Source organism: Acidovorax sp. 100, assembly GCF_003688355.1.
Taxonomy (GTDB): Bacteria; Pseudomonadota; Gammaproteobacteria; order Burkholderiales; family Burkholderiaceae_C; genus Acidovorax; species Acidovorax delafieldii.
Genome location: NZ_REFD01000001.1, coordinates 293,801 through 313,848, shown reverse-complemented (window position 1 = coordinate 313,848; position 20,048 = coordinate 293,801). Strand labels below are relative to the sequence as shown.

17 protein-coding genes are annotated in these 20,048 nt (G+C 65.3%); 10 read left to right on the top strand and 7 right to left on the bottom strand.

What is annotated here, in order from left to right; genetic code table 11:
* Positions 1 to 104 precede the first annotated feature (104 nt).
* Together C8C96_RS01535 and C8C96_RS01530 are read left to right on the top strand one after the other, a co-directional pair.
* Complete coding sequence (locus C8C96_RS01535; RefSeq protein ID WP_056065336.1) at positions 105 to 623, top strand: Dps family protein; 519 nt, start codon at positions 105 to 107, stop codon at positions 621 to 623.
* Between the two features lie 184 nt (positions 624 to 807).
* Complete coding sequence (locus tag C8C96_RS01530; RefSeq protein ID WP_121941187.1) at positions 808 to 1,176, top strand: response regulator; 369 nt, start codon at positions 808 to 810, stop codon at positions 1,174 to 1,176.
* Between the two features lie 128 nt (positions 1,177 to 1,304).
* Here C8C96_RS01530 and C8C96_RS01525 read toward each other — a convergent pair whose 3' ends face one another.
* The 4 genes from C8C96_RS01525 to C8C96_RS01510 are packed head-to-tail and all read right to left on the bottom strand — an operon-like array spanning position 1,305 to position 7,390.
* Complete coding sequence (locus C8C96_RS01525) at positions 1,305 to 2,429, bottom strand: hybrid sensor histidine kinase/response regulator (RefSeq protein WP_121941186.1); 1,125 nt, start codon at positions 2,427 to 2,429, stop codon at positions 1,305 to 1,307.
* A 52-nt stretch (positions 2,430 to 2,481) separates the two neighbouring features.
* Positions 2,482 to 3,105: a chemotaxis protein CheB gene (locus tag C8C96_RS01520; protein ID WP_121941185.1), complete on the bottom strand. Its 624-nt coding sequence runs from the start codon at positions 3,103 to 3,105 to the stop codon at positions 2,482 to 2,484.
* Positions 3,102 to 3,938 (bottom strand): protein-glutamate O-methyltransferase CheR, encoded by an 837-nt coding sequence (locus C8C96_RS01515; protein ID WP_121943825.1) that lies wholly within the window; start codon positions 3,936 to 3,938, stop codon positions 3,102 to 3,104. The genes C8C96_RS01520 and C8C96_RS01515 overlap by 4 nt, the downstream gene beginning before the upstream one ends.
* A gap of 8 nt (positions 3,939 to 3,946) precedes the next feature.
* A complete protein-coding gene (locus tag C8C96_RS01510; protein WP_121941184.1) occupies positions 3,947 to 7,390 on the bottom strand; it encodes a response regulator in 3,444 nt (1,147 codons plus the stop codon).
* 196 nt (positions 7,391 to 7,586) lie between these two features.
* Between C8C96_RS01510 and ubiA the strand changes: the two genes are divergently transcribed.
* Positions 7,587 to 8,480, top strand: coding sequence for a 4-hydroxybenzoate octaprenyltransferase (gene ubiA, locus C8C96_RS01505; protein WP_121941183.1), 894 nt, complete (start codon positions 7,587 to 7,589; stop codon positions 8,478 to 8,480).
* A gap of 43 nt (positions 8,481 to 8,523) precedes the next feature.
* On the opposite strand, the gene proC is transcribed toward ubiA, so the two are convergent.
* From proC to C8C96_RS01490, 3 genes are all read right to left on the bottom strand, one after another.
* Positions 8,524 to 9,369 (bottom strand): pyrroline-5-carboxylate reductase, encoded by an 846-nt coding sequence (proC, locus tag C8C96_RS01500; protein ID WP_121941182.1) that lies wholly within the window; start codon positions 9,367 to 9,369, stop codon positions 8,524 to 8,526.
* A gap of 213 nt (positions 9,370 to 9,582) precedes the next feature.
* Positions 9,583 to 11,076, bottom strand: a complete 1,494-nt coding sequence (gene glpK, locus C8C96_RS01495) for a glycerol kinase GlpK (RefSeq protein ID WP_121941181.1) — start codon at positions 11,074 to 11,076, stop codon at positions 9,583 to 9,585.
* Positions 11,077 to 11,097: 21 nt separating this feature from the next.
* Positions 11,098 to 11,862 (bottom strand): DeoR/GlpR family DNA-binding transcription regulator, encoded by a 765-nt coding sequence (locus tag C8C96_RS01490; protein ID WP_056065359.1) that lies wholly within the window; start codon positions 11,860 to 11,862, stop codon positions 11,098 to 11,100.
* A gap of 235 nt (positions 11,863 to 12,097) precedes the next feature.
* Between C8C96_RS01490 and C8C96_RS01485 the strand changes: the two genes are divergently transcribed.
* The 7 genes from C8C96_RS01485 (at position 12,098) to C8C96_RS01455 (ending at position 19,988) form a co-directional block, all read left to right on the top strand.
* Positions 12,098 to 13,189: an ABC transporter ATP-binding protein gene (locus C8C96_RS01485; RefSeq protein WP_056065364.1), complete on the top strand. Its 1,092-nt coding sequence runs from the start codon at positions 12,098 to 12,100 to the stop codon at positions 13,187 to 13,189.
* A 1-nt stretch (position 13,190) separates the two neighbouring features.
* Complete coding sequence (locus C8C96_RS01480; protein WP_121941180.1) at positions 13,191 to 14,282, top strand: ABC transporter ATP-binding protein; 1,092 nt, start codon at positions 13,191 to 13,193, stop codon at positions 14,280 to 14,282.
* A 58-nt stretch (positions 14,283 to 14,340) separates the two neighbouring features.
* Complete coding sequence (locus C8C96_RS01475; RefSeq protein WP_056065369.1) at positions 14,341 to 15,237, top strand: carbohydrate ABC transporter permease; 897 nt, start codon at positions 14,341 to 14,343, stop codon at positions 15,235 to 15,237.
* Positions 15,230 to 16,042, top strand: a complete 813-nt coding sequence (locus tag C8C96_RS01470) for a carbohydrate ABC transporter permease (protein WP_121941179.1) — start codon at positions 15,230 to 15,232, stop codon at positions 16,040 to 16,042. Before C8C96_RS01475 ends, C8C96_RS01470 begins: the two co-directional genes overlap by 8 nt.
* Positions 16,043 to 16,054: 12 nt before the next feature.
* The gene (locus C8C96_RS01465; RefSeq protein ID WP_121941178.1) at positions 16,055 to 16,363 is read left to right on the top strand and encodes a DUF2160 domain-containing protein; all 309 of its coding nucleotides are present in this window, start codon (positions 16,055 to 16,057) and stop codon (positions 16,361 to 16,363) included.
* Between the two features lie 113 nt (positions 16,364 to 16,476).
* Positions 16,477 to 18,207 carry an ABC transporter substrate-binding protein gene (locus tag C8C96_RS01460; RefSeq protein WP_056065378.1) on the top strand — a complete coding sequence of 577 codons (1,731 nt, stop codon included), beginning with the start codon at positions 16,477 to 16,479 and terminating at the stop codon, positions 18,205 to 18,207.
* 188 nt (positions 18,208 to 18,395) lie between these two features.
* Positions 18,396 to 19,988 carry a glycerol-3-phosphate dehydrogenase/oxidase gene (locus C8C96_RS01455; protein ID WP_121943824.1) on the top strand — a complete coding sequence of 531 codons (1,593 nt, stop codon included), beginning with the start codon at positions 18,396 to 18,398 and terminating at the stop codon, positions 19,986 to 19,988.
* Positions 19,989 to 20,048 lie beyond the last annotated feature (60 nt).

The window sequence follows — 20,048 nt, the reverse complement described above, 5'->3', positions numbered from 1 at the left end:
ATCGGCCTTGGCTGACACTGGGGGCCAGGCGCTTGCGCTACAGTATTTGAGGACCCCGCACAGCGCGGGGTGTTTCATGTTCTCCGCACGGAAGGAACCTCCCCATGGCCAAAGCTCCTGGCAAAGCCGCATCCGGCAAAACCTCTGCCCCCAGCATCAACATCGGCATCAGCGACAAGGATCGCGCTGCCATCGCTCAGGGCCTGTCGCGCCTGCTGGCCGACACCTACACGTTGTACCTCACCACCCACAACTTCCACTGGAACGTGACCGGCCCCATGTTCAACACCCTGCACACCATGTTCATGGCGCAGTACACAGAGCTGTGGAACGCGGTGGATCCGATTGCCGAGCGCATCCGCTCGCTGGGCCATGTGGCCCCGGGTTCGTACGCCGAGTTCGGCAAGCTGGCCACCGTGCCTGACGCACCTGCCAAGCCGCCCAAGGCGCTGGACATGGTGCGTGTGCTGGTCGAAGGCCACGAAGCCGTGGCCCGCACGGCGCGCAGCCTGTTCCCTCTGGCCGACAAGGCCAGCGACGAGCCCACGGCCGACCTGCTGACCCAGCGCCTCACGGTGCACGAACAGACGGCGTGGATGCTGCGCTCGCTGCTGGAAGAATAAAAGGGCTCTCCTTCCCCTGCGCGCGTCGGCCGACGCACGGCCCGGCTGCGCGCGGGTAGATGGCACAGGCGCGCAGAATAGCGCCTTGTCCTACACGGCGCAGCACGGTCGCCTGCGCATGATGCGGGTTTTGGTCATGCTCCCTTCCCGCAGGACGGCATGGCGGATCAACTCCCTGTGATGTATGCGAATCCTGTACGTTGAAGACAACCCGGAGCTGCGCGAGACCATCGGCATGCTCATGGAAGGTGAAGGCCGGACGGTCACGCCCTGCGCCTCTGCCGAAGAGGCGCTGGCGCTGGATGCTGGCGACCCCTTTGACGTGCTGGTGACCGATGTCAGCCTGCCCGGCCTCTCGGGCACGGATCTGGCCCGCCTGCTGCTGGCAGATGATCCGCAGCGCTGGGTGGTGCTGTGCTCCGGGTATGAACTGGGCAGCCATCCGAGCAGTTGGGGGCCGAACGTGCGCGCCTTGCTCAAACCCTTCGAACTGGAAGAGCTGGAGCAGCTGCTCGATTCCATCCAAAGCGCCCTGGCCTCGGCCGCCGGCTGACGCTTGCGGGCACGACCCGCTCGCGGTTTGTCTCCCCCCCCCGTCATATCACCCTGGTAGCGCCTTCACGGCTTCCGGCGGTCGGCTTGTCTGCTGGTGGGCACGCTGGCTGCGCGCGCTTGGCATGGTCAACTGCGGTGCAGGCGCGCTGGCGAATGGCGTGGCAGCGTTACCTCAAAGGTCGTGACATTGTCTTGCGACCTGGCTTCGATGGTTCCACGGTGGGCCCGCACGATCTGGTGTGCAATAAAAAGCCCCAGCCCCAGACCCTGGTGGCGGCCAGGCTCGCGTTCTCCTCCCCGGAAAGGGTCGAACAAATGCGGTAACAGCTCGGGGGGGATGGTGCCGCCGTTGGCCACCGTGATGCTCACCTGCTCGGCGCGGGTCCCGTCCACCGCAATCCGTACGGGGTGGTCGGCGCTGCCGTGGTGCAGTGCATTGCCGACCAGATTGGTGACCACCTGGCACAGGCGCTCCGCATCCCAGGTGCCTGCCACGTCTCCCTGCAGGGTGGAATCGATGGGGCGTTCCGGGTGGCTGGTGGCCACCTCCTCCAGCGTGCGCTGCACCAGCGCCTGCATGTGGGCAGGGCCCAGCTGAAGGGCCAGCCCACCCGCCTGGCGGATGCGGGTCACGTCCAGCAGGTCTTCGATCATGTGACCCATGCGCTGGCTGGCGCCCAGCACCCGGTCGGCCATGAGTACCGCCTTGTCGGGGGGCGGCTGGCGCTTGAGCACGGTGGCCGCCGCGACGATGGACTGCAGCGGTGTGCGCAGGTCGTGGCTCAGCACTGCCATGAACATTTCGTTGATGCGCAAGGCCTCGGTGCGCGCGCGCAGCTCGTGCGCCAGCGCCTGCTTGCGCCGGTGCAGTTCAAAGAACACGCTCGCCTTGTTGGTGAGCATGTGCGGGTCGATGGGTTTGTAGAGAAAGTCCACCGCCCCGCTCTCGTACCCCCGGAACTGCCAGTTCTGCTCGCGTGAGCCCGCCGTCATGAAGATGAGCGGGATGTGCCGGGTGCGCTCGCTGCCCCGGATCAGTTCCGCCAGCTCGAAGCCGTTCATGTCGGGCATCTGCACGTCCAGCAAGGCCAGGGCCACGTCGTCATGCGCCAGCAGCAGTTCCAGGGCCTCGGGGCCCGACTGGGCCTTGAGGATGTCCAGCCCGTCGCGTTGCAGCAGCGCCTCCAGGGCGATCAGGTTTTCCTCGACATCGTCAACGAGCAGGCATTTGGTGCGGTCGGTCTGGGGCATGGGCGGTGGGGAGGGTGGTTGGGGTTCTCAAGGAAGGACGCATATGCCCGTATCAAAGCTGCTGGCGGCGGTGCAGGTCCACCAGCAGCCTGGCAATGCCTTCGGGGGGCAGGATGTGGTCAACCGCCAAGGCCGCGATGGCCGCCTGCGGCATGGTGGGCATGCTGGCGCTGGCGGGGTCTTGCACGATCGTGAGGCCGCCCGCCGCCTGAATGGCTTGCAGGCCGTGCACACCGTCTTCGTTGGCGCCCGACAGCAGGATGCCCACCAGCCGGGGGCCGTAGTGGTCTGCCGCCGATTCGAACAGCACGTCGATGGAGGGGCGGGAAAAATGCAGAGGGGCGTCCAGCGACAGCCCCACATGCGAGCCCCGGGGCCCGGCATCGACCAGCAGGTGGTAGTCCGGGGGCGCAAAGCTGACCGAGCCTGGCGTGATGGCGTCCTTGTCCTGCGCCTCGCGCAGCGCCAGGGCGCAGCGGGGCTGGAAGATGTCCACCAGCAGGCTGCGCCGGTCCCGGGGCAGGTGCAGCACGACCAGAACCGCGGCCTGCAGTGTGGCGGGCAGCGCGGGCAGCAGCTGCAAGAGGGCATCAATACCGCCCGAAGAGCCACCCACCACGACGGCGTGGTAGCCCCCCGGTGGCGATGGCCTTGGCGCCAGGGCGGGGCTGGTCATAGTCCGGCCCTTTTTCGGTAGATGCGGTCCTCCAGCACGAAGTCCTCGAAGGCATCGGTGTGCCCAGAAAACCGCAGTGACTCCTTGGAGCCCAGGCCCAGGAAGCCCCGGTGGCACAGCGACTCGCGGAACAGACCGAGTGCACGGTTCTGCAGGTCGCGCTCGAAGTAAATGAGCACATTGCGGCAGGACACCAGATGGACCTCGGCAAACACGCTGTCGGTGGCCAGGCTGTGGTCAGAGAACACCATGTGCTCGCGCAAGCTCTTGTCGAACACCACGCGGCCATAGCCGGCAGCGTAGTAGTCCGACAACGAGCTGCGAGCGCCGGAGCGCGCATGGTTCTCGGTGAAGGCAGGCACCCGGGACAGGTCGAACACACCCGCCTCGGCGGCGCGCAGCGCGTGTGGGTTGATGTCCGTGGCGTAGATCAGCGTGCGGTCCAGCAGGCCTTCTTCCTGCAGCAAGATGGCCAGCGAATACACCTCTTCTCCCGCGCTGCACCCGGCCACCCAGACCTTGAGCGACGGGTAGGTGCGCAGCAGTGGCACCACCTCCTGGCGCAGCGCCTGGAAGTAGCTGGGGTCGCGGAACATGTCGCTCACCTGCACGGTGAGGTATTCGAGCAGCGCAGGGAACACGGCGGTCTCGTGCAGCACGCGGTCCTGCAGCTGTGACAGCGTCTTGCAGTCGAACTGCACCAGCGCCGACGCCAGCCGCCGCTTGAGCGACGCCTGTGCGTAGCCCCGGAAGTCGTAGTGGTAGCGGTGGTAGATGGCATCGATCAGCAGGCGCTGCTCGATGTCTGCGGTGCGGGCCTTGCGATGGGGCATGGCGGGGCCTACTTGGGCATCCACACCCGCACCAGGGACAGCAGCTTCTCCACGTCCAGCGGCTTGGCGATGTAGTCATTGGCCCCGGCGGCCAGGCATTTTTCCTGATCGTCCTTCATGGCCTTGGCGGTCAGCGCGATGATGGGCAGGCGGCGCCACTCAGGGCGGTTGCGGATCTCGCGCATGGCGGTGTAGCCGTCCATCTCCGGCATCATGATGTCCATCAGCACCAGGTCAATCGCGGGGTGGCCGCCGCTGCCGGCGCGCTCCAGCGCCTGCAGGGCCTCCCGGCCGTTGCGCGCGATCTCCACGTGGATGCCGGTGGGCTCCAGGATGCTGGAGAGCGCAAACACGTTGCGCACATCGTCTTCCACCACCAGCACGTTGCGGCCTTCCAGGGCAGTCTCGCGGTTGCGGGCCACCTGCAACATCTGGCGGTGCTCTGCCGACAGCTCCGACTCCACCTGGTGCAGGAACAGCGTGACCTCGTCGAGCAGCCGCTCGGGGGAGCGGGCGTCCTTGATGATGATGGACTTGGAAAACCGGCGCAGCTGCTGCTCCTCGTCGCGCGACAGGGCGCGGCCTGTGTACACGATGACGGGCGGGAAGGAGACGCCGTCCTGCTCCGTCATCTGCTGCAGCAATTCGTAGCCGCTCAGGTCGGGCAGGTTCAGGTCCATCACCATGCAGTCAAAGGTGGAGCCGCGCAGGTGCGCCAGCGCCTCGGCCGCCGTGCCGGCGCCCACGATCTCCACGTCGTCGTTGGTGAGCAGGTGGCGCACGCTCTCGCGCTGGCGTTCGTCGTCTTCCACCACCAGCACGCGCCGCAGGTTCTGGGTGAACTTGGCTTCCAGCCGCTGCAGGGCATGCACCAGTTCGTCGCGCTTGACGGGCTTGAGGGCGTAGCCCACGGCGCCCCGGCCCAAGGCCTCTTGCGAGTAATCGGCCACCGAGACCACGTGCACCGGAATGTGGCGCGTGGCCGGGTTGCGCTTGAGCTGGTCGAGCACGCCCAGGCCCGAGAAGTCGGGCAGGTTCACGTCCAGCACGATGGCGCTGGGCAGGCTGTGTACCGCATAGGCCAGGCCGTCGGCCGCGTTGTGGGCCAGGTGGCAGTCAAAGTCCATCTCACCGGCCAGGTCGCTCAGGATCTGCGCAAAGCGCACGTCGTCCTCAATCACCAGAATGCTGCGCGCGCTCGCGCGGCGCGGGGCTACGGGTGCGGTGGGGGCCGCCACGGATGGCAACGCGTGGGCCGAAGGAGCCGGTGCGACGACCGGTGCCGTCGCGTGGGCTGGCGCAGGCGCCGCCAGCGGCATTGCGGATTCAGCTTCAGGCGACGAAGGCACCAGCTTCTGGGGCAGGACCAGGGTGAAGACGCTGCCCTCGCCCGGCGTGCTGTGCACGTGGATGGACCCACCCAGCAGCTGCGCCAGATCGCGCGAGATCGACAGGCCCAGGCCCGTGCCGCCGTACTTGCGGTGGGTGCTGCCATCGGCCTGGCGGAAGGCTTCGAAAATCAGCTCCTGCTGGTGCGCCGGAATGCCGATACCCGTGTCCTTGACGGCAAACGACAGCGTGTCGTCCGGGTTGCGCGACACATGCAGCGCCACCGAGCCTTTCTCGGTGAACTTGAGCGCGTTGGACAGCAGGTTCTTGAGCACCTGCCCCAGGCGCTGCGGGTCGGTGTCCAGCGTGGCGGGTGCGTCGGGCCCGACGGTGGCCGTGAGTGTCAGGCCCTTTTCTTGCGCCAGCGGGCGCAGCGGGTCGATCAGGGTTTGCAGTGCCTTGGACAGCGTCACCGTTTCCACCGACACGGTGGCCTGGCCGGCTTCGATCTTGGACAGGTCGAGGATGTCGTTGATGAGTGCCAGCAGGTCGTTGCCCGCCGCGTAGATGGTCTGCGCGTACTTCACCTGCTCGGCGCTCAGGTTGCCTGGCTTGTTGTCGGACAGCAGTTTGGCGAGGATCAGGGTGGAGTTGAGCGGTGTGCGCAGCTCGTGGCTCATGTTGGCCAGGAACTCGCTCTTGTACTGGCTGGCCAGCTCCAGTTCGCGCGCCTTGTCCGTCATGGCGCTTTGGGCGCGCAGCAGTTGCTCGCGCTGGTATTCCAGTTGCTGGGTCTGCGCCTCCAGGTGGGCGTTGGTCTGCTCCAGCTCGGTCTGCTGCACCTCCATCTGGGCCTGCGACTCTTGCAGGATGCGGCTTTGCTGCTCCAGCTCCTCGTTGCTCACGCGCAGCTCTTCTTGCTGGGTCTGCAGCTCTTCGGACTGGCGCTGGGTTTCTTCCAGCAAGGCTTCCAGGCGGTTGCGGTCAATCCCAGCGCGGATCGCCACCGCCAGAATGCCCGAGGCGCGTTCCATCAGGGTGTGTTCGGGCTCTGTCAGCGGGCGATGAAAGCCCAGTTCGATCACGGCAAACACTTCGCCGTTCTCGATGGCGGGGGCCAGCAGCAGCTCGGTCGGTGCGGACTGGCCGGTGCTGGACGACACCATCAGGTGCCCGGCGGGCACATCGCGCACATGCAGCATCTGGCGCGAGCGCGCGACCTGGCCCACCAGGCCTTCGCCGGGCAGCAGGCGCTGCTCCAGCCGTTCGCGGGGCAGGGCGTAGCCACCAAACAGGGTGAGCGCGCCGTTACAGTCGGCCACATAGCCGGCCCCCACGGCCGCGCGCAGGTATTGCGCCAGGTATTCGAGCGTGAGCTGGCCCAGGTCCTCCAGCCGGTGGTCGCCCTGGATGCGCTGGCTCAGCCCGTTGAGGCCGGCCGCCACCCAGGACTGCTGCGCCTTGAGGCGGTACTCCCGTGCATTGGCGGCAGCCGACAGGCAGATGAGCACCAGCAGCACGAACGAGCCGCCCCAGGAGTAGTAGGTGGACATCGAGGCGGCCTCTACCCACTGCTTGCGGTCACTTTCCAGCTGCTGGTTCAGCAGCGTGGACAGGTCCGATGCCAGGTCGCGGATGCGGTCCATCAGCACCCTGCCGGCATCACTGCGGGTCACGGCCACGGCGGCCTCCTGACCCTTGGAACGGCGCAGTTCAATGGTCTCGCCCAGCTCGCGCAGTTTTTCGTGGCGCAGGTCGTCGATCTGCACGACGAGGCGGCGCTGCACGGCGCTGTCATTCGTCAGCTCCTTGAGGCGCGCCATGTTGCGCTCCATGGCGCCCAGGGACAGGTTGTAGGGCTGCAGATAGGTGTCGTCCCCCGTGAGCAGATAGCCGCGTTGCCCGGTCTCGGCGTCTTTCAGCGAGGACACGAACAGGTTGAGGTGGCGCATGGTCACCGTGGTTTCGTCCATGGCTTCCACCGCTTGCGCGCGCACCTGGGCGGTGCGGAAGTTCACCAGCGCGATCAGCACCGTGGCGAGGGCAGCAATCACAAATCCCACCAGCATTCCGCGGGGGACAGCAAAACGCGTGGCGGCCTGGGAGGTCGATGTATGGGGCATGCGTTGGTGCCCCAGGGGGCGGTGCGTTGGGGGAACGAGCGGAGACTTTAACGGGTTTTGTGCTCGCGCTGGGGCTGTTACCTGGCCCCGGTGATGCGTGCCCCAGTCGCGGCGCTGCTGCTACATTCTGTGCGCCCGTGGCCCGCCACCCGCCGCAGCGTCTTGCTGCGGAGCCTGCTCTTGTAATGGTCCCATCATGTCGTCGTCCCCTGTTTCCCCCCGCAGCCGTTTTTCGCTCTATCTCGACCTGATCCGCTGGGACCGCCCCGCTGGCTGGCTGGTGTGCCTGTGGCCCACTCTGAGCGCGCTGTGGATTGCGGCCGACGGCTTCCCGGGCTGGCACCTGCTGGCGGTGTTTGTGCTGGGCACCATCCTCATGCGCAGCGCGGGCTGCTGTGTGAACGACGTGGCCGACCGCGACTTTGACAAACACGTCAAGCGCACGGCGCAGCGCCCGGTCACCACCGGTGCGGTGTCGGTGAAGGAGGCGCTGGGCCTGGGCGCGGTGCTGGCGCTGGTGTCGTTTGGCCTGGTGCTCACCACCAACACCTCCGCCATCGCCTGGTCGGTGCCCGCCGTGCTGGTGGCCATTGCCTACCCGTTCACCAAGCGCATCATCTCCATGCCCCAGGCGGTGCTGGGTATTGCGTTCAACTTCGGCATCGTCATCGCGTTTGCCGCCGTGCAGGGCAGCGTGCCCGCGGTGGCGTGGTGGATGTGGCTGGGCAATATGTTCTGGGTGCTGGCCTACGACACCGAATACGCCATGGTGGACCGGGACGACGACCTGAAGATCGGCATCAAGACCTCGGCCATCACCCTGGGGCGACTGGATGTGGCCGCCATCGTGGTGTTTTATCTGCTTTTCTTGGGTATTTGGGCGGTAGCGCTACAACCGTATGCCTTGGGTGCTATATTTTATGTAGCGCTTGCGGTGGCGCTGGCCCAGGCCGTGTGGCACTTCACCCTGATCCGCGCCCGCACCCGTGAGGGCTGCTTCAAGGCGTTCCGCATCAACCACTGGCTGGGCGCCACGGTGTTTGCGGGCATTGCGGGCAGCTATCTGGTGCGGGCGGTGCTCACAAATTGATAGCGGTCGGCGCTTGATCGACTAGCGCTACCGCCCCAAAACATCAAGATCCGAACTCGTTGCCCAATTCGTTGGCACGTTTTTCGGCCGCGCGCATGGCGGCCTCGAACGCCTGCGACACGCCGCTGGCTTCCATCGACTGCAGGGCGGCATAGGTGGTGCCGCCCTTGGAGGTGACGCGTTCACGCAGCACGGCCGGGGGCTCGTCCGAGCGGCGGGCCAGCTCCGAGGCGCCCACAAAGGTGCCCACGGCCAGCTGGTGCGCCTGCGCTTCGGTCAGGCCCATGCCCACACCGGCGCGCGTCATGGCTTCGAGGAAATAGAACACATAGGCCGGGCCCGAGCCCGAGAGGGCGGTGACAGCGTCCAGCTGGGTCTCGCTCTCTACCCACAAGAATTCGCCGGTGGACGCCATGATGGACTCCACGCTCTGGCGTTCGGCGCTGGTCACGGCGGGGCGTGCGTAGATCGCGCTCATGCCCTTGCCCACCAGCGCGGGCGTGTTGGGCATGGTGCGCACGATGCGCTCGGTGCCCAGCCACTGGGCGATGCTGTCCGAGCGGATGCCCGCCGCCACGCTCAGGTGCAGGGCCTGCTGGGTGTGCGCCTTGGCCTGCGCGGCGGCGTCCTTGAAGGTCTGGGGCTTGACGGCCCAGACCACGATGCTGGCGCGCTGCAGTGCGGCGCCCGCCTCGGGCTGCGCCGTGAGTCCAAAGTTCTTGAGCAACGCCTCGCGCGTGGGGGCGTAGGGCTCGACCACCTCGATCTGGCTGGCCGGGTGGCCCTGGCGGATCAGCCCGCCGATGATGGCGCTGGCCATGTTGCCGCCGCCGATGAAGGCGATGGTGGGGAGTTGGGAGTTTGCTGCGGCGGAAGCGGAGGAGGTCATGCTACGGTCAGGCGAGAAAGGGAGGCGCCATGGTAGCGCCGGAGACCTGTGATTGTCCGAATGGCCTGCGCAACTGGCGCGGCCCCCATGCCAGTGCTCCCGCGCAAGGGCTGCCAGCATTCCCAGGTAGGGGCGCTGGGAGCGTCCCCCCGCCCGCAACGCGCAGCGATGCGAGAGCGGGGGGGGACGGCGCCGAAGGCGACTCAGGGGGGGCTACTCTGCGACAGTTTGGCGCACGGCGTGTTCCCAGTTCGCCATCAGCTCCTGCGCACGCGCGCTGCCGAGCGTGGGCACAAAGCGGCGGTCGGCGCGCCACAGCCGCGAGAGTTCATCCGTGCTGCGGTACACGCCGCTCGACAGCCCTGCCAGGTAGGCTGCGCCCAAAGCGGTGGTCTCGATGACTGCAGGCCGCACCACCGGGATGCCCAGCAGGTCGGCCTGGAACTGCATCAGCAAGTCGTTGATGCAGGCGCCGCCGTCCACACGCAGCTCGCTCACCGGGGCGCCGCCGGCGGCCACGGCGTCGCGGCTCATGGCCAGCAGCAGGGCGGCGCTCTGGTAGGCAATGCTTTCGAGCGCCGCGCGCGCGATGTGGCCCAGCGTGGTGCCACGCGTGAGGCCCGTGATGGTGCCGCGTGCGTCAGGCTTCCAGTAGGGCGCGCCCAGGCCGGTGAAGGCGGGCACCATCATCACGCCGCCCGAATCGGGCACGCTTTGGGCCAGTGACTCCACCTCGTTGCTGGTGGAGATGGCGCGCAGCCCGTCGCGCAGCCACTGCACCACCGCGCCGCCGACAAACACACTGCCTTCCATCGCAAATTCAGGTTGCGCCGTCGCCTGCGCTGCGCTGGTGGTGAGCAGGCCGTTCTGCGAGGTCTGGAACGTGCCGCCCGTGTGCATGAGCATGAAGCAGCCCGTGCCATAGGTGTTCTTGGCCATGCCAGCGGTGAAACAGGCCTGTCCGAACAGCGCGCTTTGCTGGTCGCCCGCCACGCCGCCAATGCGGATGGCGTGGCCCAGCAGGTCGGCCGCGATGTCGCCAAAGTGGGCGCTGGACGGCAGCACCTCGGGCATCAGCGCCTTGGGAATGCGCAGCAGCGCCAGCAGCTCGTCGTCCCACTGGTTGGTGTGCACATTGAACAGCATGGTGCGCGAGGCGTTGCTCACATCCGTCACGTGCACTTTGCCGTGGGTGAGCTTCCACATCAGCCAGCTGTCCACCGTGCCGAAGGCCAGCTCGCCGCGCTCGGCCGCTTGCCGCGCGCCAGGCACATGGTCCAGCATCCACTGCAGTTTGGTGCCGGAGAAGTAGGCGTCCACCAGCAGGCCCGTCTTGGCCTGGATGGTGGCGGCATGGCCTTGTTCGCGCAGCTGGGCGCAGGCGGGTTCGGCGCGCCGGTCCTGCCACACGATGGCGTGGTGCACGGGCTGCCCGGTCTGGCGGTTCCACAGCACGGTGGTTTCGCGCTGGTTGGTGATGCCGACAGCGCGTATGTCGCTGGCCGCAATGCCCGCCTTGGCCAGCGCATCGCGTGCGGTGGCGAGCTGGGTGCGCCAGATCTCCAGCGGGTCGTGCTCCACCCAGCCGGGCTGGGGGTAGATCTGCGGCAGCTCCAGCTGCGCCTGCGCCACGATGTGGCCGCCTTCGTCAAAAACGATGCTGCGGGAGCTGGAGGTGCCTTGGTCGAGAGCGAGCAGGTAGGTCATGAGGGCAAAGGATAGGTGAAGCTACGCAGCTACCGTGCAGATGACTTCAGCATCTTGCAGAAGGGCCGGGAAGGGCTCGGGCGGCGGTGCGTCGGTGAACAGGCGGTCGATCTGCGCCAGCGTGGCCAGTTGCACCATCGCCGGGCGGTTGAACTTGCTGAAGTCGGCCGCCAGCCAGACCTCCCGCGCGTGCTCGATGATGGTTTGCGCCACCTTCACCTCGCGGTAGTCGAAGTCGCGCAGCGACCCGTCCGGCTCGATGCCCGAAATGCCGATGAGCGCAATGTCCACCTTGAACTGGCGGATGAAGTCCACCGCCGCTTCGCCCACGATGCCCCGGTCACGGGCGCGCACCACGCCGCCGGCCACGATGACCTCGCACTCGGGGTTGCCGCTCAGGATCGCGGCCACGTTGAGGTTGTTGGTGATCACGCGCAGGCCCCGGTGGTGCAGCAGCGCCTTGGCAATGGCCTCGGTGGTGGTGCCGATGTTCAGGATCAGCGAGCAGTCGTTGGGTACCTGTTCGGCCACGGCGCGGGCAATGCGCGCTTTGCCTTCGGCATGCAGGTTTTCGCGCTGGGTGTGCGCCAGGTTCTCCACCGTGGAGCTGGGCACGCGCACGCCGCCATGAAAGCGCGTGAGCAGTCCCGACTCCGCCAGGCGCTGCACATCGCGGCGCACCGTCTGCAGCGTGACCCCCAGGGTGTCGGCAAGTTGTTCCACCGTGGCGGACTTGCGCGCGCGCACTTCTTCGAGGAGTTGGAGTTGGCGGGGATTGGTGTTCACGGTGGGGTGTTGTGCGCAGTGTTATGTCACCGAATCGTAACGAATCTGAAACATTCGCTTTGGTGCCCGGTGGCACGCTAAAGACTGTAAATCGAACAAAAACGAATTGATTAAGGGTAAACCTTGATTCGATTCGAACAAAAAGGAACAAAAATGAAAAAGATCGAAATTTGAGGGCTGCCGTGCGTGTGTGCAGCCCTTTCACACAGGCCTCAGGGCCGGAAGAGGATGCTTCATGCAGCTGGCGTTGGACAGCATCAGCAAAAAAGTCGGGGCGCAGACCTGGCTGTACGACATGAACCTGTCGCTGCAGCCCAATGCCGTGACGGTATTGCTGGGAGCGACCCAGGCGGGCAAGACCAGCCTGATGCGCATCATGGCCGGGCTGGATACGCCCACGTCGGGCACCGTCAAGGTCGATGGTGTGGATGTGACTGGCATGCCCGTGCGCGACCGCAATGTGGCCATGGTCTACCAGCAGTTCATCAACTACCCCTCGATGAAGGTGGCGGCCAACATTGCGTCGCCCCTGAAGCTGCGCGGTGAAAAGAACATCGACGCCAGGGTGCGCGAGATCGCGAGCCGCCTGCACATCGACATGTTTCTGGATCGTTACCCGGCCGAACTCTCCGGCGGGCAGCAGCAGCGTGTGGCGCTGGCGCGTGCGCTGGCCAAGGGTGCGCCGCTGATGCTGCTGGACGAGCCGCTGGTGAACCTGGACTACAAGCTGCGCGAAGAACTGCGCGAGGAGTTGACCCAGCTGTTTGCCGCCGGCCAGTCCACCGTGGTCTATGCAACCACCGAGCCGGGCGAGGCCCTGCTGTTGGGTGGCTACACCGCAGTGCTCGACGAAGGTCAGTTGCTGCAGTATGGCCCCACCGCCGAGGTGTTTCATTCCCCCAATTCGCTGCGTGTGGCGCGCGCTTTCAGCGACCCGCCCATGAACCTCATTGCTGCCTCGGCGGCCCCTTCCGGGGTGCGTCTGCAGGGTGGGGTGGAGCTGGCCGTGCATCTGCCGCAAGGGGTGGCCACGGCGGCAGGGCTCACGGCAGGCGTGCGCGCCAGTGCGCTGCGCGTGGTGGCCCGCCCGGGTGACATCAGCGTGGGCGGAGTGGTCGAGCTGGCCGAAATTTCGGGCTCCGACACCTTTGTGCACGCGGCCACACCCTGGGGTGACTTGGTGGCGCAGTTGACCGGTGTGCATTACTTTGAACTCGGCACGCCCATCACGCTGCACCTGGACCCTGCCCAGGTCTATGTGTTTGGTGCCGACGGCCGACTGGCATGGGCGCCCGCACGGCCCGCTACTGCACAAGGAGGGCGCTGAAATGGCCCGCATCAGCCTGGACTTGGCGCATTCGTACAAGCCCAACCCGCAGCAGGACGGCGACTACGCGCTGCTGCCTTTGAAGATGGAGTTCGAGGACGGTGGTGCCTATGCGCTGCTCGGCCCCTCGGGCTGTGGCAAGACCACCATGCTCAACATCATGTCGGGCCTGCTCGTACCGTCGCACGGCAAGGTGCTGTTTGACGGGCGTGACGTGACGCGCGCCAGCCCCCAGGAGCGCAACATTGCCCAGGTGTTCCAGTTCCCGGTGATCTACGACACTATGACGGTGGCCGAGAACCTGGCCTTCCCGCTGCGCAACCGCAAGGTGCCCGAGGACCAGATCAAGCAGCGTGTGGGCGTGATCGCCGAGATGCTGGAAATGAGCGGCCAGCTCAACCAGCGCGCGGCAGGCCTCGCGGCCGACGCCAAGCAGAAGATCTCTCTGGGCCGTGGACTGGTGCGTGCCGATGTGGCGGCCGTGCTGTTCGACGAACCGCTCACGGTGATCGACCCGCACCTCAAGTGGCAGCTGCGCCGCAAGCTCAAGCAGATCCACCACGAACTCAAGCTCACGCTGATCTACGTGACCCACGACCAGGTGGAGGCGCTGACCTTTGCCGACCAGGTGGTGGTGATGACGCGCGGCAAAGCCGTGCAGGTGGGGTCGGCCGATGCCTTGTTCGAGCGGCCTGCGCACACTTTTGTGGGGCACTTCATTGGCTCGCCGGGCATGAACTTTTTGCCTGCGCACAGCGAGGGCGACAGCCTCACCGTGGCCGGGCACCGCCTGGCCAGCCCCGTGGGCCGTGCGCTGCCAAACGGGGCCCTTCAGGTCGGCATCCGGCCCGAATACCTGGCGCTGGCCCAGCCGCAGCAGCCGGGCGCATTGCCTTGCAAGGTGGTGCAAGTGCAGGACATCGGCACCTACCAGATGCTGACCGCCAAGGTGGGCGAGCACACCGTCAAGGCGCGCTTCACGCCCGAGACGCGGCTGCCATCGGCCGGTCACACGGCATGGCTGCAGGTGCTGGGAACCCACACCTGCTTCTACCAGAACGAGCAGTTGCTGACCGCGGAGGTCGCCCCATGAGCGCCGCCCGGCCGCCCGAAAGCACTCAGCACCGCAGTGCGCAGCACGGAGGTTTCCAATGAGTACCACGACCAAACCTGTGAACCAGAAGGCCTGGTTCCTGATCCTGCCCGTGATTTTGTGTGTGGCCTTCTCGGCCATCCTGCCGCTGATGACGGTGGTGAACTACTCGGTGCAGGACATCATCAGCCCCGAGCGCCGCGTCTTCGTGGGCACGGAATGGTTCGTACAGGTGATGCGCGACGAGGAACTGCACGCCGCGCTGCTGCGCCAGCTCACCTTCTCGCTGGCTGTGCTGGCGGTGGAGATTCCGCTGGGCATCCTGCTGGCACTGTCCATGCCTGCGCAGGGCTGGAAGTCGTCCGCCGTACTGGTGGTGGTGGCGCTGTCGTTGCTGATTCCCTGGAACGTGGTGGGCACCATCTGGCAGATCTATGGCCGTGCCGATATCGGCCTTATGGGCAGGCTGCTGCAAGAGGTGGGCATCGAATACAGCTACACCGGCAACGCCACGCAGGCCTGGCTCACGGTGTTGCTGATGGATGTGTGGCACTGGACGCCGCTGGTCGCGCTGCTGGCCTTTGCCGGGTTGCGCTCCATCCCCGACGCGTACTACCAGGCGGCACGCATCGATGGCGCCAGCAAGTTCGCGGTGTTCCGCTACATCCAGCTGCCCAAGATGCGTGGCGTGCTGATGATTGCGGTGCTGCTGCGCTTCATGGACAGCTTCATGATCTACACCGAGCCGTTCGTGCTGACCGGCGGCGGGCCGGGCAATGCCACCACGTTCCTGAGCCAGTACTTGACGACCAAGGCCGTGGGCCAGTTCGACCTGGGCCCTGCCGCAGCGTTCTCGCTGATCTATTTCTTCATCATCCTGCTGCTGTGCTTCATCCTCTACAACTGGATGCAGCGCGTGGGTACCGCCAGCAACGAAGGAGCCGGCCATGAATGAAAAGCGCTTCCAGAAGCGGTCGATTTTTCTCGTTGCCTACCTAGTCTTCGCCGTGTTGCCCATCTACTGGATGGTCAACATGAGCTTCAAGACCAACGCGGAGATTCTCTCGACGTTCTCGTTTTTTCCCCAGCATTTCACGTGGGACAACTACAAGACCATCTTCACCGACGAGTCCTGGTATTCAGGCTACATCAACAGCCTGATCTATGTGGGCATCAACACGGTCATCTCGCTCACCGTGGCGCTGCCCGCTGCTTATGCCTTCAGCCGTTACCAGTTTCTGGGCGACAAGCATGTGTTCTTCTGGCTGCTGACCAACCGTATGACACCGCCCGCCGTGTTCCTGCTGCCGTTCTTTCAGCTCTACACCACCGTGGGGTTGATGGACACGCACATTGCCGTGGCACTGGCACACCTGCTGTTCAACGTACCGCTGGCGGTGTGGATTCTGGAAGGCTTCATGAGCGGTATTCCGCGCGAGATCGATGAGACGGCCTATATCGATGGCTACAGCTTTCCACGCTTTTTCATGACCATTTTCCTGCCGCTCATCAAGGCTGGTGTGGGCGTGGCGGCGTTCTTCTGCTTCATGTTCAGCTGGGTGGAACTGCTGCTGGCGCGCACGCTGACCAGCGTGAATGCCAAGCCCATCGTGGCCACCATGACGCGCACCGTGAGCGCCTCGGGCATGGACTGGGCTACGCTGGCCGCCGCTGGCGTGCTGACCATCGTGCCGGGTGCGATCGTGATCTGGTTTGTTCGCCACTACATCGCAAAAGGCTTTGCGATGGGGCGGGTTTGAGGAGGCAGCGACATGTTTGATTGGATGGCCTGGACGCTGCCCGTGGCGGTGTTCTTCATTTGCATCGTGCTGATGCTGATCGGCATGACGATGTGGGAGATCAAGTCGCCCACGACGATGCGCAAGGGTTTTTTGCCGCTGGAGACGACGCGCGGTGATCGGCTGTTCATTGGGTTGTTGTCGGCGGCCTACGTGAATCTGATTTTTGTCGGCGTCAGCGGCAAGCTGGCCCAGTGGTTCAGCCTGCAGGGCGACCCGTCGATCTGGATCAGCTTTGTGTTGTCGATGGCGCTGCTGCTGCTCATCCTGCGCAAGGGGTGAGGTGTTTGCAGGCAGCTTTGGTTTCAATGGTTCCCGTCGCGCGGCTCAACCCTTCCCCGGAGCCGCGTGACCCTTGCATCCAAAGGGGAGATGACTATGAGGAGACAGGCACTATGAAGACGCGGTACACAGCGCTGGCACTGGCAGTGGCGGTCATGACGGGTCAGGCCGCCATGGCGGGCGAGGCGGAGGCCAAAAAATGGATCGACACCGAGTTCCAGCCCTCCACGCTGAGTAAAGACCAGCAGATGGCCGAAATGAAGTGGTTCATGGACGCGGCCAAGAAGCTGCAGGCCAAGGGTGTGAAGGAAATCTCGGTGGTGTCCGAGACCATCACCACCCACGAATACGAATCCAAGACGCTCGCCAAGGCGTTTGAGGAAATCACCGGCATCAAGGTCAAGCACGACCTGATCCAGGAGGGTGACGTGGTCGAGAAGCTGCAGACCTCCATGCAGTCGGGCAAGTCCATCTATGACGGCTGGATCTCGGACTCGGACCTGATCGGAACGCACTACCGCTACGGCAAGATCATGAACCTGACCGACTACATGGGCGGTGCAGGCAAGGAGTGGACCAACCCCGGCATCGACATCAAGGACTACATCGGCACCAAGTTCACGACCGGGCCAGACGGCAAGCTGTACCAGTTGCCCGACCAGCAGTTCGCCAACCTGTACTGGTTCCGCGCCGACCTGTTCGACCGCAAGGACATCAAGGACAAGTTCAAGGCCAAGTATGGCTACGACCTGGGTGTGCCGCTCAACTGGAGCGCCTATGAGGACATCGCCGAGTTCTTCACCAACGACGTGAAGAACATCGATGGCAAGCCTATCTATGGCCACATGGACTACGGCAAGAAGGACCCCTCCCTGGGCTGGCGTTTCACCGACGCATGGCTGTCCATGGCGGGCTCTGCCGACATCGGCGCGCCCAACGGCCTGCCGATCGACGAATGGGGCATCCGCGTGGCGGACGACAAGTGCACGCCCGTGGGCGCCAGCGTGGCCCGTGGCGGTGCGACCAACTCGCCCGCAGCCGTGTATGCGCTGACCAAGTACGTGGACTGGATGAAGAAGTACGCGCCCAAGGAAGCCACAGGCATGACCTTCGGCGAAGCCGGCCCCGTGCCCGCACAAGGTCAGATCGCGCAGCAGATCTTCTGGTACACCGCCTTCACGGCCGACATGACCAAGCCCGGCCTGCCCGTGGTGAACGCCGACGGCACCCCCAAATGGCGCATGGCCCCCGGCCCCAACGGCCCCTACTGGAAGCAGGGCATGCAGAACGGCTACCAGGACGTGGGCTCCTGGACCTTCTTCAAGGACCATGACGCCAACAAGACGGCTGCCGCCTGGCTGTACGCCCAGTTCGTGACGGCCAAGACCACGTCGCTCAAGAAAACGCTGACGGGCCTGACCCCGATCCGCGAGAGCGACATCCAGTCCAAGGCCATGACGGACGCCGCGCCCAAGCTCGGTGGCCTGGTCGAGTTCTACCGCAGCCCGGCGCGCGTGGCATGGTCGCCTACCGGCACCAATGTGCCCGACTACCCCAAGCTGGCCCAGTTGTGGTGGAAGAACGTGGCGCAGGCGGTCACGGGCGAGAAGACTCCCCAGGGCGCCATGGACACCCTGGCCGACGAGATGGACCAGGTGATGGCCCGTCTGGAACGCGCAGGCATGGCCCACTGCGCGCCCAAGCTCAACCCCAAGAGCGACCCCAACAAGTGGCTGAGCGACAAGCAGGCGCCCTGGAAGAAGCTGGCGAATGAGAAGCCAAAGGGCGAAACCATTGCCTACGACAAACTGCTGCAGGCATGGAAGGACGGCAAGACGCGCTGATCCACAGATCAAGGTGTGGTTGTAACCACCATTGATCGGCAGCCAGGGCTCACAAGGTCTCTGGCTGCCTTTTTTGCTCGATACCGCCCTCGGCGCCTGTGCGGCTGCGGGGCGGGTTCTCACCCCGGGAGTGTCAGGAATTCAAGGGTAAACCCTTGGTTTCTACTCCGCCCATGGACAATCACCCCATGACCATTGCCACCGCACCCCTTCCTACACGGCGCGCCGACCTCCTGGCCCGCCTCGCCCAGCCGCACCAGTATGACCTCGCCGTGATCGGTGGTGGCGCGACGGGCCTGGGGGTGGCGCTGGATGCCGCGGCGCGCGGCTTTAGCGTCGTGCTGGTGGATTCACACGATTTCGCCAAAGGAACCTCGTCCCGTGCGACCAAGCTGGTGCATGGCGGGGTCCGTTACCTGGCCCAGGGCAACATCGCGTTGGTGCGCGAGGCGCTGCATGAACGCACCACGCTGCTGCACAACGCGCCCCATCTGGCGCAACCGCTGCCTTTTGTGATGCCGTCGTACCGTTTCTGGGAAACACCCTTTTATGGCATCGGTCTGATGATGTATGACGCGCTTGCAGGCAAGGCTGGCCTGGGCGCCACGGAGTTTCTGGGGCGCGCTCGCACCCTGCAATGTCTGCCCACCGCCCGTACCGAGGGGCTCAAGGGCAGTGTCAAATATTGGGACGGCCAATTCGATGACGCTCGCCTGGCCTTGGCGCTGGCGCGCACGGCCGCCAGCCTGGGCGCTTTGGTTGTCAATTACTGTCCCGCACGGTCGCTGGTTCATGAGGCTGGCAAGGTTGTGGGTTTTGTCTGCGAGGACGCGGACAGTGGCCAGCAATTCACGGTGCGCGCTCGGTCGGTCGTCAACGCCACGGGCGTGTGGGTGGACACCCTGCGCCAGATGGACGGCGAAGCCATCGGTCGGCCTGTCAAGCCCATGGTGGCGCCCAGCCAGGGGGTGCACATTGTGGTGGACCGGGAGTTCTTGCCGTCCGACCACGCGCTGATGGTGCCCAAGACGGCCGATGGCCGCGTGCTGTTTGCGGTGCCTTGGCTGGGCAAACTCATTCTGGGCACCACCGACAGCCCGCGCCAGGATGTGGTGCGCGAGCCTGAGCCATTCCGGGAGGAAGTGCGGTTCATCCTGGAGGAATCCGCGCGCTACCTGACCCGCGCGCCCCGCGTCGAGGACATCCGTAGCATCTGGGTGGGCTTGCGTCCGCTGGTCAAGCCGCAGGACGACGACGGTGACAACACCAAGAAGATCAGCCGGGAGCACACCGTGCTGGCCAGCCGCAGTGGCCTGATCACCGTGACGGGTGGAAAGTGGACCACCTACCGGGCAATGGCCGAAGATGTGTTGCAAAAATGCTTCACCACGGGGCTGTTGCCTGAAAAACCAGCTGGGGTGACCAATCATCTGCCGTTGGTGGGAACTCCTCGGGAGCCCGTACAGCACCGCATCAGCGATGCCCAAGGACTGCACTCTTACGGCACGGAAGCGGCTGAGGTGCGGGCAATGCCCGGAGCGCAGACGGATCTCGGGGGCGGCCTGACGGAGGCAATGGTGCGCTTTGCGGCCCGCTACGAATACGCCTGTACGGTGGAAGATGTGCTGGCGCGGCGTTCGCGTCTGCTGTTCCTGGATGCCCGCAAGGCGATTGAGCTGGCGCCGGTTGTCGCAGGCCTTCTGCGCGAGGAGCTAGGCGCCGATCCGCAACTGGAGGCCTTTCTGGCCCTGGCGCAACAGTATCTGCATGTGCCCACATAACACGCGCTTGACTTCCTAAAAGTCTTTTGCAATAATCGAGGGCTTCGCGTTTCATACGTG